The 13845-nt window shown below is 61.9% G+C and carries 16 protein-coding genes; 6 read left to right on the forward strand and 10 right to left on the reverse strand.

Annotation, left to right across the window (positions count from 1 at the left end):
- Nucleotides 1-67: 67 nt before the first annotated feature.
- Complete coding sequence (locus tag EKH55_RS03215) at nt 68-976, reverse strand: DMT family transporter (protein WP_151610964.1); 909 nt, start codon at nt 974-976, stop codon at nt 68-70.
- A 135-nt stretch (nt 977-1111) separates the two neighbouring features.
- Here EKH55_RS03215 and EKH55_RS03220 point away from each other — a divergent pair, with 135 nt between their 5' ends.
- Nucleotides 1112-1582 carry an Lrp/AsnC family transcriptional regulator gene (locus EKH55_RS03220; protein WP_069460521.1) on the forward strand — a complete coding sequence of 157 codons (471 nt, stop codon included), beginning with the start codon at nt 1112-1114 and terminating at the stop codon, nt 1580-1582.
- Nucleotides 1583-1691: 109 nt separating this feature from the next.
- On the opposite strand, the gene EKH55_RS03225 is transcribed toward EKH55_RS03220, so the two are convergent.
- Nucleotides 1692-2705 carry a zinc-binding alcohol dehydrogenase family protein gene (locus EKH55_RS03225; protein WP_151610965.1) on the reverse strand — a complete coding sequence of 338 codons (1014 nt, stop codon included), beginning with the start codon at nt 2703-2705 and terminating at the stop codon, nt 1692-1694.
- 101 nt (nt 2706-2806) lie between these two features.
- On the opposite strand from EKH55_RS03225, the gene EKH55_RS03230 reads away from it, so the two are divergent.
- Nucleotides 2807-3157, forward strand: a complete 351-nt coding sequence (locus EKH55_RS03230; RefSeq protein ID WP_069460523.1) for a winged helix-turn-helix transcriptional regulator — start codon at nt 2807-2809, stop codon at nt 3155-3157.
- Nucleotides 3158-3331: 174 nt separating this feature from the next.
- Entirely contained in the window at nt 3332-4276 is a 945-nt protein-coding gene (locus tag EKH55_RS03235) for a diacylglycerol/lipid kinase family protein (RefSeq protein WP_069460524.1), read from the forward strand.
- Here the strand turns inward: EKH55_RS03235 and EKH55_RS03240 are convergent.
- On the reverse strand, nt 4255-5742 hold the full coding sequence (locus tag EKH55_RS03240) for an ArnT family glycosyltransferase (protein ID WP_069460525.1): 1488 nt from the start codon (nt 5740-5742) through the stop codon (nt 4255-4257). The genes EKH55_RS03235 and EKH55_RS03240 overlap by 22 nt on opposite strands.
- The gene (locus tag EKH55_RS03245) at nt 5735-6754 is read right to left on the reverse strand and encodes a glycosyltransferase family 2 protein (protein WP_151610966.1); all 1020 of its coding nucleotides are present in this window, start codon (nt 6752-6754) and stop codon (nt 5735-5737) included. The genes EKH55_RS03240 and EKH55_RS03245 overlap by 8 nt, the downstream gene beginning before the upstream one ends.
- 98 nt (nt 6755-6852) lie before the next feature.
- Here EKH55_RS03245 and EKH55_RS03250 point away from each other — a divergent pair, with 98 nt between their 5' ends.
- A complete protein-coding gene (locus EKH55_RS03250; RefSeq protein ID WP_069460527.1) occupies nt 6853-7809 on the forward strand; it encodes a lysylphosphatidylglycerol synthase domain-containing protein in 957 nt (318 codons plus the stop codon).
- A gap of 157 nt (nt 7810-7966) precedes the next feature.
- Here the strand turns inward: EKH55_RS03250 and EKH55_RS03255 are convergent, their stop codons facing one another.
- The 4 genes from EKH55_RS03255 to EKH55_RS03270 form a co-directional block, all read right to left on the reverse strand.
- Nucleotides 7967-9469, reverse strand: a complete 1503-nt coding sequence (locus tag EKH55_RS03255; RefSeq protein WP_069460528.1) for an AMP nucleosidase — start codon at nt 9467-9469, stop codon at nt 7967-7969.
- Nucleotides 9470-9661: 192 nt separating this feature from the next.
- Entirely contained in the window at nt 9662-9982 is a 321-nt protein-coding gene (locus tag EKH55_RS03260) for a YnfA family protein (RefSeq protein WP_151610967.1), read from the reverse strand.
- An 81-nt stretch (nt 9983-10063) separates the two neighbouring features.
- Entirely contained in the window at nt 10064-10237 is a 174-nt protein-coding gene (locus tag EKH55_RS03265; protein ID WP_034854326.1) for a hypothetical protein, read from the reverse strand.
- A 69-nt stretch (nt 10238-10306) separates the two neighbouring features.
- Nucleotides 10307-10480, reverse strand: coding sequence for a hypothetical protein (locus tag EKH55_RS03270; RefSeq protein WP_151610968.1), 174 nt, complete (start codon nt 10478-10480; stop codon nt 10307-10309).
- Nucleotides 10481-10662: 182 nt separating this feature from the next.
- Between EKH55_RS03270 and EKH55_RS03275 the strand changes: the two genes are divergently transcribed.
- The gene (locus tag EKH55_RS03275) at nt 10663-11364 is read left to right on the forward strand and encodes a glutathione S-transferase family protein (RefSeq protein ID WP_069460530.1); all 702 of its coding nucleotides are present in this window, start codon (nt 10663-10665) and stop codon (nt 11362-11364) included.
- A 216-nt stretch (nt 11365-11580) separates the two neighbouring features.
- On the opposite strand, the gene EKH55_RS03280 is transcribed toward EKH55_RS03275, so the two are convergent.
- Complete coding sequence (locus tag EKH55_RS03280) at nt 11581-11922, reverse strand: DUF2147 domain-containing protein (RefSeq protein WP_069460531.1); 342 nt, start codon at nt 11920-11922, stop codon at nt 11581-11583.
- 494 nt (nt 11923-12416) lie between these two features.
- On the opposite strand from EKH55_RS03280, the gene EKH55_RS03285 reads away from it, so the two are divergent.
- Nucleotides 12417-12683 carry an SEL1-like repeat protein gene (locus EKH55_RS03285; protein WP_069460532.1) on the forward strand — a complete coding sequence of 89 codons (267 nt, stop codon included), beginning with the start codon at nt 12417-12419 and terminating at the stop codon, nt 12681-12683.
- A gap of 17 nt (nt 12684-12700) precedes the next feature.
- On the opposite strand, the gene EKH55_RS03290 is transcribed toward EKH55_RS03285, so the two are convergent.
- The gene (locus EKH55_RS03290; RefSeq protein ID WP_151610969.1) at nt 12701-13816 is read right to left on the reverse strand and encodes a pyridoxal phosphate-dependent aminotransferase; all 1116 of its coding nucleotides are present in this window, start codon (nt 13814-13816) and stop codon (nt 12701-12703) included.
- Between the last annotated feature and the right edge of the window lie 29 nt (nt 13817-13845).

A 13845-nucleotide genomic window follows, 5' to 3' on the forward strand; every position in this document is an offset into this window, starting at 1 on the left:
CGCAACGAAGAGCGGCCCGAGGCTTCGGTCCCGGGCCGCTCTTGTTTCCCAGGGTCCAGACCCTAGCTTATCGCTGGCGAGGCGACAGAATACCGGTCGAGAGGGCAACGCCGGTTGCTGTTGCGATAGCGGCGGTAACTTCGTAGGGGCCGATTGCCTCGCCGAGAAGCACGCCGCCGCCCACCATTGCGAGTACCGGAGTGAGAGCCGTGAAGGCGGCAGCCTGTGTGCCGCCGAGGCGGCTGACGGCGATGCCATAGGCAAGTGTCGCGACGAGGCCGGAGAGGATGCCCTGGCTCATTACTTGAAGCCCGATCTCATGCGCGGGAACGGTCGAGAGCGTGCTGCCGAAGAAAAGTGCCAGGAGGAGATGGATAACGAATGACCAGGAGGCGATCAGCGCGCTGCCTTCGATGGGACTCAGACCCGAACGCCGGAATGCGTGCGTATAGACGGCCCAAAGAATGCCGGCGCCGGGTAGCAGCAGGTAGCCCACCCATGCGGACGCATCGGCCGTGTCGAGGCCGCGGACGAGCAGGATTGCGACACCGACGACGATTGCCCCGAAGCCGATGAGCCGCATGCCGTCCGGCCGCTCCCCGAAGAAGCTTGCGCCGATGAGCGCCGTCGCCAGTGGCATTGAGCCGCCGAGGAGCACGCCAACCGACGATGCGGGTGTTGCATGAATGGCGAAAGCCGCAACCTGAAAGAAAACCGCGCCCGATCCGGCGACCATCAGAGCAAGCAATCCAAGAGGCACGCCTTTTGGAAAGAGGCCCAGTCGCAACCAGACAGGAGCAAGCGCCAGCGCTGGCACGCCGTAGCGAATGAGCCCGAGATCGATCGTGCCGAGCGTAGTCGCTGCCGTGTGTCGTGTGGCGAGAATCCAGCCCGCCCAGATCAATACCGTAACAAAGGCGCCCGCATAGCCGGCGGCCGGCGCCTGCGAATGCCGTTCGAGTGTCAGCGCAACCATGATCCAGTTCCTCCAGTGGTAATGCTCAGGCGTGGAGGTTAGCGCCGATGGCGAGGGCACGTCCTTGCTATTTGTGCCCCTCCCGATCTATAGTTGGCAATTATCTGCCAACGTGGCCGGGGTATTTGACTGGTTATGCCAAATCTCGACAAATTCGATATTGCCATTCTCCGGATCCTGCAGGAAGATGCGCGCGCGACCAATGTCGAGATCGCCGAACGCGTCAATCTCTCCCCGTCGCCCTGTCTGAGACGCATCCGCAATCTCGAGAAATCCGGTGTGTTGCGCGGTTATCGCGCCGACATAGACCGCAAGGAGGTCGGCCTCGGCCTGACGGTCTTTGTCGAAATCAAGGTCGGGCACCACAGCCAGGAGAACGCACGCCTGCAGCAGGAGGCGCTGCTCGCGGTTCCTGAGGTCGTGTCTTGCTTCCTTATTTCCGGCAATGCGGATTTCCTCGCAGAGGTCGTGGTCGAGGATCTGGCGGCCTATGAGAAACTGCTCACCGAAACTCTGCTGACCCTGCCCGGTGTGACCGATATTCGGTCTAATTTCGCCATACGGACGATCAAGACCGCCGGCCCATTGAAGCTTCCGTCCCGCTGAGCACGGGCCCAGAATCGGAGTCGCTTCTCAAAAGACGGGTGGCGCTGTGACGACCCGACCTGCCGGCGTCAAAGTCCGCTGCCGGCAGGTCTTTCCCTCTCTCGCCGCGTCAGAAACCGGTCAGCACCAACTTGCCGCGCGTGCGGCCGGTTTCGACCATTCGATGTGCCTTCTTGAGGGTCGCCGCATTAATCGGGCCGAGGGTTTCCGTCAGCGTCGTACGGATCTTTCCGGCGTCGACGAGTTCGGCCACCCGGTGCAGGAGCTTGTGCTGCTCGATCATGTCCGGGGTTTTGAACAGCGAACGGGCAAACATCATCTCCCAATGGGTCGAGACCGATTTGCGCTTGAACGGCATCACGTCGAGCACGGCCGGGTCATCGATGAGGGCAAAGCGCCCCAGCGGCGCAATGAGCTTGACGATCTCGTCGATGTGTCTCTCCGTATGGGTCGTCGAGAATACGAAGGCCGGTGCGCCGAGGGCGAGTTGATCGATCTCCGCCGCAAGCGGGCGTCCATGGTCCAGGACGTGATGTGCTCCAAGTGTCAGGGCCCATTCTCGGGTCTCAGGCCGGGACGCGGTTGCGATCACGGTGAGATCGGTCAGCGCCCGCAAAAGTTGAATGGCGATAGAGCCGACGCCGCCGGCCCCGCCGACGATCAGCACCGCATTCGCTGCACCCGGTACGGGGTCATTAACCCTGACCCGATCGAACAGGGTTTCCCAGGCGGTGATCGCGGTCAGCGGCAGGGCCGCGGCAGCAGCGAAGTCGAGTGATTTCGGCTTGTGTCCGACGATCCGTTCGTCGACGAGGTGGAACTCAGCATTGGTGCCGGGGCGATCGATGGCGCCGGCATAGAACACTTCGTCACCCGGCCGGAAGAGCGTGACCTCGCGCCCGACCGCCTTGACCACGCCGGCGGCGTCCCAGCCGAGGACCTTCGGCTGCCCGGGCTCCGGTTCGACGCCTGCCCGGACTTTGACGTCGACGGGATTGACCGAGACGGCCCTGACCTCGACGAGAAGATCGTGACCCTCGGCCGTTGGGGTCGGCAGTTCGACGTCGATCAGGGAGGTTTCGGCTGTGATCGGTTGGGATGTCCTGTAAGCAACAGCGCGCATCAAATGCTCCTTTACAAATTGAACAGGAGCTAGATGACGATTACAGTCGCCAGTCGCAAGAATGCACAAATTCAGCCCATAGTGCCAAAAAGGATACCGTCATGTCTCTCCCGCGTCAGAAGCTGACGAACAAATTCCCCGGCTGCCCGGTAGAGGCGGCGCTGAGTTTCATCGACGGCAAATGGAAGGGCGTGATCCTCTATCATCTGATGGTCGACGGGACTCTGCGTTTCAACGCGTTGCGCCGGCGGTTGCCGAGCATCACGCAGCGGATGCTGACGAAGCAGTTGCGGGAGCTGGAGGAGGCCGGCCTTCTGTCGCGCACGGTCTTTCCGGTCGTGCCGCCGCGCGTCGAATATGCCCTGACGGCCAAGGGCGAAAGCCTGAGACCGGTAATCATGGCGCTGAAAAGCTGGGGCGATGAAAACGTCCTCTGTGAGGCAATCGCATGATGTCGATGCCCCTCGGAAAAATCAGGAATTGCAGGCCGTATTCGCTCGCATCTGGCCTCTGGATTAGGCTGCCGCAGCGCTTATCTGAGATGTCTACTACATGCCTCCTTAAATCGACCTCGATTTGAGAAGACATGGAGTGGACGCCTCGGCTAACGGAGACAGTGGCCATTCATGAAGGTCAAAGCCATCTTCAATCGCGATGGGGGAACATTCCGCACGACCGACATGGAGACCTATGGCAGGACGGTCGAGGAGGCCTTCCATGCCGCCGGACACAGGATAGAGATAGCCATCGTCCCCGCGGAGGTAATACTCCCGGCACTGGAGACGGCCTGCCGCCGCGGCGATCTCGATGCGATCATTGCGGGCGGCGGCGACGGCACGATCTCCGCGGCCGCCGGCGTCGCCTGGAGAACCGGCATGCCGCTCGGCATTATCCCTGCAGGTACCATGAACCTGTTCGCCCGCTCGCTGAAACTGCCACTCGACATCTGGAAAGCACCGGAGGTTCTGGCAAAAGGAACGATCATCGATGGCGATATCGGCAGTGCCGACGGCCGGGCCTTCGTACATCAATTCTCGATGGGGCTTCACGCGCGTCTGGTGCGCTACCGCAACGCCTATCACTTTGCCTCGCGACTCGGGAAAATCGGCGCCAGCACGCGCGCCGCGGTCGGGGTCATTCTCAATCCGCCGGATTTCGAGATCGAGTTCGACGCCGACGGGCACCGGGAACTCCGACACGTTTCTCATATCTCGGTTTCGAACAACCATTTCGGCCATGCAACGCTGATGTATGCGGACGATGTGACGGCCGGCCACCTCGGCTTCTACACGGCGCCCCCTTTGACTTCCGTCGGTGTCGTCAAACTGGCCTTCGATATCCTGCGCGGCCGTTTCCGCGCGAGCCCGCTGATCACGGAGATGAGCGCGCTCGGGGTCGATCTGCACTTTCCCAAGGTGGATCGCAAGATCAATTGCGTGGTCGATGGCGAACTCCTCCCGATCAGCCAGCGCGATGTCTCCCTTCGCATCCACCCGGGCGAACTGAAGCTGCTGGTCGGCACGGGCAATGACCACCCTCCCGTGTCCGATTACCCGCCGATCCAGATGTAGCGGAATCCGTACCGGTCCGCCTCCGAGCCGTAGAGGTAGGGCAGGGCGAGTTCGCGTGGCGTCGTGCCGGATACGACCACGCCCAGTTCATGGAGCGTCTGCTTCAGCGGATCGGGTAGCTGCGGCTGCGCGTCCGCCTTGTCGTGCCAGACCACCAGAAGCGGCCGCTTCGCGGAGTCGCCCGCGATCTTGTCCATGCGCGAGGGCATCGCCACCGTCGCGTTTGCGAACTGCGTTCGGAAATTGCCCGCGGCCTGCTTGTCGTCGGTAAGCACGAAAGCCGGCTGTTGTCCCTTCGACGTCTCGATCGCTTCCGCAAAACTGGCATAGGGTATGTTCAACCGCGAATAATCGCCGAACCAGGGCCGCACGACGGCGCGTCCGGAGACGACGACGAGCGCTCCAAACACGATCGTCGCGATCAGCGACGCAAAGAGTTTGAAGCCCGGCATCGGGTCGATTTTTGCCGCCTCGATCTTCAGGCAGAGATAGAGCGGCAGCAGGAGCAGATAGAGAACCAGCCATTTCTCGCGGATGTGGGTCGCAGCGACGCCGAGCACGATCAGGAGCACCGCCAGGAAAGAGAGTGCAATGGTCCGGCCGATGACGCGGGTCCACAGGCTTTCAGCCCGCCACACCAGGAGCACTTTGCCGCGCACGACAAGTCCAAACAGGATAACGGTGACGAAACTGCCGCCGATCACTGCGGAAACCAGCGCGGAGACGCCGTGGAGCGCCTGAAGAAGACGTCCTTCCGCTTCGCGTTCCTTCATCTCGTTCAAGGTTCCGGCCGAGGCCGCGTCGAGATTTTGCAGAATCCAGATCCCGTGAGGGAGCGCGATTAAGGCGGCGACGGCGATCGCGGCCACGATCCGCCAGTCGAAGACACGGGCGCGCAGCTCCCGTTCCGGCAGGATGGCGATAATCGCCGCTGTGGGGACCAGGACGAAATTGTATTTGGAGATCGCGCCGATACCGACGGCAAGGCCGGTCAGGAGATAGGCGGCAAGGCTTGGCCGCGTGAGCGTTCGGAGGAAGCCATAAAGGAAGAGCGAGACGGCAAAAAGCGCAGCCACCGTGTGCGACAGATCCCGCTGCGCGAGCAGGAAGACAGGCGGCAGGCTCAAGACGCCGAGCATTGCCATGGCGGCGAGGCGCCGGTCCTGAAGAACGAGGCGCGCGGCAAGTCCGTAGAAGAGGCAACAGAGGAACAGCAGCCCGTTCTTGAGCACCGTCATGGTTGCCAGTGACGGGCCCATCGCTTGCGAGAGCCCATATTGCAGCCAGTTGTAGAACGGCGCCTGCGGACCATATCCAAGCTGTAGGAATTGCGACAGGAATGCCTGCTCCGATTCGTCGATCTCGAGCGAACTCGAGATCGCCAGCCGCAAGGCGATGCAAAGCAGGAAATAGCCTGCCAATGCGACGATAACCGCATTCGGCCTACGTTCGACGATGTCAAGCATGCGGCGGTTCCGGCTCGAACACCTGCCGCACGATGTAATTTGTCGTTTCATCGTCCCGGAAATAGGCGCGGGCCATCATTTCCGCGAGAATGCCGGTCGTGATGAGTTGTACCGAGGAGAGGAAGAGCATTACGCCAACCATGAGCATCGGGCGATCGCCGATGTCGTTGCCGAGGAGGAACTTGTCAAAGGCGAGATAGGTGAGGATGAGCCCGCTCACGCCGCCAGCAGCAAGACCGATCGAGCCGAAGAAATGGCCTGGCCGCGCCTTGTAGCGCATGAAGAACAGAACCGCGAGCAGGTCGAGGATGACGCGGAACGTCCGTGAGATTCCGTATTTGGACGCGCCGAAATGGCGGGCGTGATGCGTCACGGGCATTTCGCCTATCCGGCTGCTGGGGACGACACCGGCCACCCAGGCAGGGATGAAGCGATGCATTTCGCCCATGAGCTTCACCTGCTTGATGACCGTGCTGCGATAGATTTTCAGGCTGCAGCCATAGTCGTGCAGCTTCACGCCGGTAATCTTGCCGATCAGGAAATTGGCGCACCAGGAGGGGATCTTCCGAAACAGGAGACCGTCCCGGCGGTTCTTCCGCCATCCGACCAGCAGATCGAGTTCCCGCTCTTCGATCGACGCAACCATCGCCGGGATGTCTTTGGGATCGTTTTGCAGGTCGCCATCGAGCGTCGCGATCAGTCGTCCGGCAGCGGCGTCGATCCCCGCCTGCATCGCGGCCGTCTGGCCAAAGTTCTTCTGCAATTCGATGATCCGCAGGCGCAGGCCCGGCTGCAAGAGCTCCTTGCGCGCATTCGGCAGGGTCCGGTCGGTACTGCCGTCATCGACCAGGATCAGTTCCCACGGCTTGCCGAATCCGGTCATTGCGTCGCGAATACGGGCGACGAGCGGCTGGACGCTATCCTCCTCGTTGAACACCGGCACGACGATGGAAAGCTCAGCACCTTCCAAAACGGCAGCCATTGCTTGCGCAGGTTCTTCCAACTTGTTCACGAGCGGTGTCTCCGGTGTTCCGTTGCTGGCTTTCTTGCACAGTTGACAGTAGTAACCAACAGGTATCGCATCGCTTGGACAGAGGAAATCGGCATCTCATGAATTCGGACCGACAGTGCCGTCGGCAGTCGTGGCTTGTGCGCAACCGCATGGGACTGATTTCCGTGGCGGCCGTCGCGGTCTACGCCGTCTTCGTCGAGTGGATCTGGGGATGGCTCACCTTGATGCGGCAATGGACCGAGGTCGGCGCAATGCCCATACTCTCGGCGCTGGCGCTCCTCATCGCCACCTACTTCGTTCGCTGCTACCGGATTTACGACTATTTTCCCGAACAGACTCGCGGTCGGTTCCTGACGCTTCTGCGCGTTACCCAGACCCATAATCTCCTCAACATCATGCTGCCATTCAGAGCCGGGGAAACGAGCTTCCCGCTACTGATGCGCACCGAGTTCGGCGTTCCACTGTTGCGCGGCACCTCGGCGCTGCTCGTCATGCGGCTGCTCGATCTGCATGCGCTCGTCATCGTCGCTGCGATCGGCCTCGTGCTCGGGCGGAGCCAACAGGCGGCTTGGTGGCTCCTCTGGCTGCTGGCATTCTTCTCGCCACTCGCATTCTTTCTGCTGAAGGCAAGAGTTCTTGCCGTGGCGCGCCGATTGACGCCTGGCAGGTTCGGGCCCTATTTCGCCGAGATCGAGGCCGGTCTGCCGGAGCATGTTTCGGCATTCCTGCGGGCCTGGGCGATGACGATCCTGAATTGGGCGGTCAAGGTGGCGATTCTCGCCTGGGTGCTCGCGATCATGGGCGTGGCGCCCTTTGCCGCCTCCTTCGGAGGGGCGCTCGGAGGCGAACTGTCGTCGGTTCTTCCGGTGCATGCGCCGGCAGGCGTCGGCACCTACGCGGCGGCGATCGTTGCCGGTGCGATGTCGTTCGGCGCAGCCGGCGATCCCGCGACGCTTGGCATGCTCGGGCGCGCGAGCGTCAATGCGCACCTGCTCGTCATCGTCTCGGCAGTGGCCGGCACACTGTTGTCGCTGGCGCTGAAGCCGAAGGCCTGATTCACGGCGCTGCTAGCGCATCGGCCCGAAAATCGTATCCGATTTTCGGAAAGCTCGATGCGTCGATTCAAAGAGTTACAGCGACCTTTGCGCGTCTGAAAGCGTCTGAAAAGACGCGCGGCGCTGTAAGCGGGAAGGTCCGGCGACATCGATAGGTCTATTGGAACGATGTCTCGTAGAAGCTTCTGAGCTTGCGTGAATGCAGCTTCTCCGGTGGCATCGCCGCGAGTTTCTGCAGCGCCAGAATGCCGATCTTCAGATGTTGGCTCACCTGGGTCCGGTAGAAAGCGGTTGCCATTCCCGGCAGCTTCAATTCGCCGTGCAGCGGTTTGTCGGACACGCAGAGCAAGGTGCCGTAAGGCACGCGGAAGCGGAAGCCATTGGCGGCGATCGTCGCCGATTCCATATCGAGCGCGATGGCGCGCGCCTGCGACAAGCGCTTGACCGGGCCGCGCTGGTCGCGCAATTCCCAGTTGCGGTTGTCGATCGTGGCCACGGTGCCGGTGCGCATGATCTGCTTGAGATCGTAGCCCTTGTAGCCCGTCACCTCGGCCACCGCGTCCTGGAGCGCGACCTGCACCTCCGCCAGTGCCGGCAGTGGAATCCAGACCGGCAGGTCATCGTCGAGCACGTGATCTTCGCGCATGTAGGCATGGGCGAGCACATAATCCCCGAGCCGCTGGCTGTTGCGCAGACCGGCGCAATGGCCGAGCATCAGCCAGACATGCGGTCTCAGCACGGCGATGTGGTCGGTGATGGTCTTGGCGTTGGAGGGGCCGACGCCGATATTGACCATGGTGATGCCGCCATGGCCCTTCTTCTTTATGTGATAGGCCGGCATTTGCGGCAGGCGGGCGAGCGAATAATCGGCCTCCGGCCTGTCGGCGCCCGCCGGCGTGATAATGTTGCCGGGCTCGATGAAGGCCGTATAGCCATTGCCGCCTTCGGCCATCTGCTGGCGTGCCCAGGCGCAGAACTCGTCGATATAGAACTGGTAGTTCGTGAAAAGCACGAAGTTCTGGAAATGCGTGGCGCTGGTCGCCGTGTAATGGCTGAGGCGCGCAAGCGAATAGTCGATGCGCTGGGCTGTGAAGGGGGCAAGCGGGGAGGGCTCGCCGGGGCCCGGCTCATAGGAGCCGTTGGCGATCTCGTCGTCGGTGGTGGTGATATCCGGCGCATCGAAGAGGTCGCGCAGCGGAATATCGATGCTCTCGCCCGCCGATGCCTCGACATGCGCGTTCTCGCCGAAGGCGAAGTGCAGCGGAATGGGCGTTGCCGATTCGGACACGATGACGCTGACGCCGTGATTGCGGATCAGATGTCCGAACTGTTCCTTCAGGTAGTGGCGGAAGAGCCGCGGGCGGGTGATCGTCGTCGTGTAGACGCCGGGTGCGCTGACATAGCCGAAGGATAGCCTGGAATCGACATGGCCGAAGCTGCTTGTCTCGATGCTGACCTGCGGATAGCAGGCGCGGAAACGCGTGAGCGGCCTGCCGTTCTTTCCCAGCCCCTCGAAAGCCTCCCGCAGGAAACGGGTGTTGCGCTCGTACAGCGCTTCCAGACAATCGACGGCATCGGCCGGATTGTCGAAGGTTTGCGGCTCGAAGGCTTCAGGGGTGGCGATGGAGAGGGCGGAATGTGAAGAGATTCGTTTGTCCATGTTGCATTATAGGCTGGGGCTTCTGACAAGCAAACGACAAGATATGCGGTTTTTCACATGCTTCGCATCCGATGCATGTCGACGCGCTTTACAGCGCCGCGCGCCTTTTCAGACGCGCAAAGCTCGATGCAAGTCTTTGAAGCTGTGCATTGAGCTTTCCGAAAAATCGGGCACGATCTTCGGGCCGATGCGCTAGCGGGGGCCTGCGAGAATGATCGCGCTGCCGGCAATTGCAACCGCCATGCCGGTCAGGTCCCAACGGTCGGGCCTGATGCCCTCGGCGATCCAAAGCCAGGTGAGCGATGTGGCGATGTAGACGCCGCCATAGGCCGCATAGGCGCGCCCGGCAGCGGCCGTATCGATCATGGTCAGGAGCCAGGCAAAGAGGGCCAGAGAACCCATGCCGGGTATGAGCCACCAGGCGGACTTGTCGAGCTTGAGCCACGCCCAGAAGGCGAAGCAGCTGGCGATCTCGGCAAGTGCTGCAAGGAAATAGATGGCGAATGCGGGCATGGCTTGCTCCTTTCACGGGTGACAAGGAGCGGAGAGTTAGGTGAAGCGCAAGAGGGAAATGGAGTGGGCGCGACCGTGTGATCAACTCATCGCCTGGCGCTGGAGCGTCATGAAGAGAACGAAGCCGGCGCCGTTCTTGCCGATGCCGGAGGTGCTGGCCTTGTTGTAGGCCACCGCTCCGATCGGCGCCATCAGCAGGCCCGTGACGAACAGGAGCCGGAGTGCAAGGATGGCGGAGGAGACGAACGCGGACATTTCCCTGATCCTGGTGTGTTGGGGCGGAGCGAGCGGGGGGGGGGAAGACCGCTCGCCTCCAGTCCCGCCTTAAAGCTTGGCCTGGCAATATTGTGCGGTGTGTGCGGTGCAGTCGGTCAGCGAGCCGATATAGGTGTTCTGGCGGCGACGCTCGGTGTCGGCGCCTACGGCCGCAGCGAGTGACATTGCGAAGACGACCATCAGCAGGCTGATGAGGGTGAGGCGTCGGGCGAGGATATCCATGTTTCTGTCCGTGGGCTGGAGGCGCTGTCAAATCGATTGGGCGTCTTTTCGCACAACCAAACTGAATTCTTGCTGAGGCGCCCATTCATCTGCCGTTCATCTTGGTTGAAGGCAGGGGCCTTGCCTCGCGCGGAGCGCGTTCCTACCTGTGGTTTTCCACGAACCTCAAGGAGAGATCGCCGATGACGGCTCCGATCGAGCTTTATTACTGGCCGACACCGAACGGCTGGAAGATCACCATCATGCTGGAGGAACTCGGCGTTCCCTACGTGGTCAAATACGTCAATATCGGCCGCGGCGACCAGTTCGCGCCGGAATTCCTGGAGATCTCGCCCAATAACCGCATGCCGGCGATCGTCGATCCCGAGGGCCCGGACGGCGTGCCGATCTCGGTGTTCGAGTCGGGTGCGATCCTGCAATATCTCGGCCGCAAGTACCGCAGGTTCTATCCGAGCGACGAACGTGCCCGCGTCGAAGTCGAGCAATGGCTCTTCTGGCAGGTCGGCGGTCTCGGCCCCATGGCGGGGCAGGCCCATCACTTCCGGCAATATGCGCCGGAACGGATCGCCTATGGCATCGAGCGCTACACCAATGAAGTGAACCGCCTCTATGGCGTGATGAACAAGCGTCTCGCCGACCGGCCCTTCCTGGCCGCCGATTACTCCATTGCCGACATGGCTGCGATCGGCTGGGTGATCCCGCACGAGAACCAGGGGCAAGATCTCAACGAGTTCCCGAACCTGAAGCGCTGGTTCGAGACGATGCTCGCGCGCCCGGCGGTCAAGAAGGCAATCGAGGTCGGCAAGGAGGAGCGAGCCCGTCAGAAGAGCCTTGCAGAGGACAAGGAAGCCCAGAAGATCCTGTTCGGCCAGCGCGCGCGGTAGCGCCGGGTGAGGCGACATGTGGTGCAAACGAATGCCGCTTCGCGGCAACCCTCTTCAACCCCACAGGTGGGAGGGGCTTGGAGATTGCGGCAAATCCCTGGGCATTTCACTGCCTTAGCTCCTGCTGCTACAGTCAAGATGCGGTGAGGAGGTGCGGCAGATTAAGCACCTCCCACCTGTGGGGAGGGGTCTTGCTTCGACCCTGATCAAAACCGCTTACAGACGAGTCCAGGTCTGTGACTTGCAAAGCACCTTCAGCACGCAGCCCTTCATTTGCAGCGAATTGCCGTCGACCGAGCCCGAGCCGCTATAGGTCTTGTCGCTCTCCGGATCGGTGATTTCGCCGCTGTAGCTGCCGGCAGCGCCAGCAAGATTACCAATGCGTTTCCCGGCATGTTTGCCCGTCTTCAGCGTGACGCAGAAGGAACCGCTGCAGGGGGCGATTTCCGCCGTGGCGCCGCTGGCGGTCTTCCAGTTGCCGACGATCGGTTCGGCTGCCTGGACCGAGGCTGCCGCGGCAAGAGCGAGTGCCGCGGCTACGAGCAAAGTGCGAATCATTCAAGTTCCTCCGACAAAATGGGCGGCCTCCACGCCGCCTGAGCACAGGATAACTTACGCATACGTAAAGGTAAATAAGCCGGAAAGCGGGCATTTGGCGAGGCGGAGCGCCGCGCAAGCGGACCCGTTCCTGGTTTCATGGTTAGCGTATGGTTGAAATCGAAGATTGAAGATTTCGTAAAATTCTAGGCGAATTGCCGCTGTTTGAGGGGCCGCGATGCTTAACAAAAACCCAAGTTTACCAAGTATTTGAACTTTGTTTTCGGCAAATTAAGCATGCATTTTAAGCGCCTGTTGAAGGGCCTCGGCGATACTCGGAGCCATAAGAGGAGCGGGGCGAACACCCCGCCGAAAAACCGGAAGCGACGCTGCGCAAAGACGGTGCACTTCCGGAAGCCCGCCAAGAGGCAAGACGAAGACAGGGACCGACAAAACGACAAAAGACAGGTGCGCCCTACGATTGAGGCGCACCAATCGAAGACAGGGACACGACAATGGCACGCTTTGACATGCAGACTGTTTCGGATGCCGCGATGGGTGGCGACAACCGGGCCGACGCCCTCTGTGAAATGGGCCTTGCCTATGCCACGGGCCGCGGCAGGCCAGTCGATTTGGTCGCCGCCCACAAGTGGTTGAACATCGCCGCCATCAAGGGCTCCGATCGCGCCGCGGGTCTTCGCGCTGACCTTGCCGCCACCATGAGCAAGACCGAGCTTGCGGCCGCCCTCCGCGCGGCGCGCGAATGGATGACGATGCACTGACGTCGAGGCGGCGCCGTTCAGTTCAGGTTCTTGAGGACGGCGGGAAGCGAGGCTGCAAGCAGGTCCATCTCCGCATCCGGCCCGGCGCTGATCCGGACGCAGCGATCGAGCGGCGCCACACCCGGCATGCGGATGAAGACGCCGTGGTCGCTCATCAGCCTTTCGACGATCGCTCTGGCATAGCGCGCGTCGCGGCCGCAATCGACGGCAACGAAATTCGTCGCGGAGGCAAGCGGCGTCAGGCCATTATCCCGGGCAATTGTGGCAATCCGGTCGCGGGACCTCGCGATCCGCCGAGTGACTTCAGTGAGATAGGCCTGATCTGCCAGTGCCGCGATTGCCGCCGCAACGCCCACGCGGCTCATGCCGAAATGATTGCGGATCTTGTCGAAGGCCTGGGCGGTGCCGGCTGTCGCCAGCGCGTAGCCGACGCGCGCACCGGCAAGCCCATAGGCCTTGGAGAAGGTGCGGGTGCGAATCACATTGGGTCGGTCGATCAGGCTTTCGACCGGTGGGACCGACTCCGGCGGGGCCGTTTCGCTGTAGGCCTCATCGAGGATGAAGAGCGTCGTTTCCGGCAAGGCGGCGGCAAAATCGACGATGCGATCGGCTGGCCACCAACTGCCCATCGGATTGTCGGGATTGGCGAAATAGACGAGCGGCGCGTCCTCACGCCTCACGGCGGCAAGCAATCCCTCGAGGTCTTCGCGGTCGTTGACATAGGGTACCGTCACCAGCCGGCCGCCATGGCCCGCAACGTGATAGTTGAAAGTCGGGTAGCCTCCGAGCGAGGTGACGACCGGTGCGCCGGGCTCGACGACGAGGCGGACGATCTGCCCGAGCAGGCTGTCGATGCCTTCGCCGATGGCGACACTAGCCGGCGGCACCCCGAGATGGGCGGCAAGAGCCTGCTTCAGTTCCCAATTTTCAGGATCCGCATATTTCCACGTTTCGCCGGCCGCCTCCTGCATGGCCAGTAGCACTGACGGAGCCGGGCCGAACCCGCTCTCATTGGCGCCGATGCGGGCGGCGATCCTGCGGCCGCGCTGTCGCTCGATGGCCTCCGGTCCGACGAAGGGAATGGTGGCCGGCAAGGACTGGATGAGCGGCGTGAAACGCGAGAAGGCGGACATATGGACGACCCTGTTCGAAGTGCGCCCGG

The organism is Sinorhizobium alkalisoli, from assembly GCF_008932245.1.
GTDB classification, from domain to species: Bacteria; Pseudomonadota; Alphaproteobacteria; order Rhizobiales; family Rhizobiaceae; genus Sinorhizobium; species Sinorhizobium alkalisoli.

What these genes read in the sequence shown, in the direction of transcription:
- EKH55_RS03215 (WP_151610964.1), bottom strand. Translation starts at nt 976, where the DNA reads ATGGTTGCGCTGACACTCGAACGGCATTCGCAGGCGCCGGCCGCCGGC.
- EKH55_RS03220 (WP_069460521.1), top strand. Translation starts at nt 1,112, where the DNA reads ATGCCAAATCTCGACAAATTCGATATTGCCATTCTCCGGATCCTGCAG.
- EKH55_RS03225 (WP_151610965.1), bottom strand. Translation starts at nt 2,705, where the DNA reads ATGCGCGCTGTTGCTTACAGGACATCCCAACCGATCACAGCCGAAACC.
- EKH55_RS03230 (WP_069460523.1), top strand. Translation starts at nt 2,807, where the DNA reads ATGTCTCTCCCGCGTCAGAAGCTGACGAACAAATTCCCCGGCTGCCCG.
- EKH55_RS03235 (WP_069460524.1), top strand. Translation starts at nt 3,332, where the DNA reads ATGAAGGTCAAAGCCATCTTCAATCGCGATGGGGGAACATTCCGCACG.
- EKH55_RS03240 (WP_069460525.1), bottom strand. Translation starts at nt 5,742, where the DNA reads ATGCTTGACATCGTCGAACGTAGGCCGAATGCGGTTATCGTCGCATTG.
- EKH55_RS03250 (WP_069460527.1), top strand. Translation starts at nt 6,853, where the DNA reads ATGAATTCGGACCGACAGTGCCGTCGGCAGTCGTGGCTTGTGCGCAAC.
- EKH55_RS03255 (WP_069460528.1), bottom strand. Translation starts at nt 9,469, where the DNA reads ATGGACAAACGAATCTCTTCACATTCCGCCCTCTCCATCGCCACCCCT.
- EKH55_RS03260 (WP_151610967.1), bottom strand. Translation starts at nt 9,982, where the DNA reads ATGCCCGCATTCGCCATCTATTTCCTTGCAGCACTTGCCGAGATCGCC.
- EKH55_RS03265 (WP_034854326.1), bottom strand. Translation starts at nt 10,237, where the DNA reads ATGTCCGCGTTCGTCTCCTCCGCCATCCTTGCACTCCGGCTCCTGTTC.
- EKH55_RS03270 (WP_151610968.1), bottom strand. Translation starts at nt 10,480, where the DNA reads ATGGATATCCTCGCCCGACGCCTCACCCTCATCAGCCTGCTGATGGTC.
- EKH55_RS03275 (WP_069460530.1), top strand. Translation starts at nt 10,663, where the DNA reads ATGACGGCTCCGATCGAGCTTTATTACTGGCCGACACCGAACGGCTGG.
- EKH55_RS03280 (WP_069460531.1), bottom strand. Translation starts at nt 11,922, where the DNA reads ATGATTCGCACTTTGCTCGTAGCCGCGGCACTCGCTCTTGCCGCGGCA.
- EKH55_RS03285 (WP_069460532.1), top strand. Translation starts at nt 12,417, where the DNA reads ATGGCACGCTTTGACATGCAGACTGTTTCGGATGCCGCGATGGGTGGC.
- EKH55_RS03290 (WP_151610969.1), bottom strand. Translation starts at nt 13,816, where the DNA reads ATGTCCGCCTTCTCGCGTTTCACGCCGCTCATCCAGTCCTTGCCGGCC.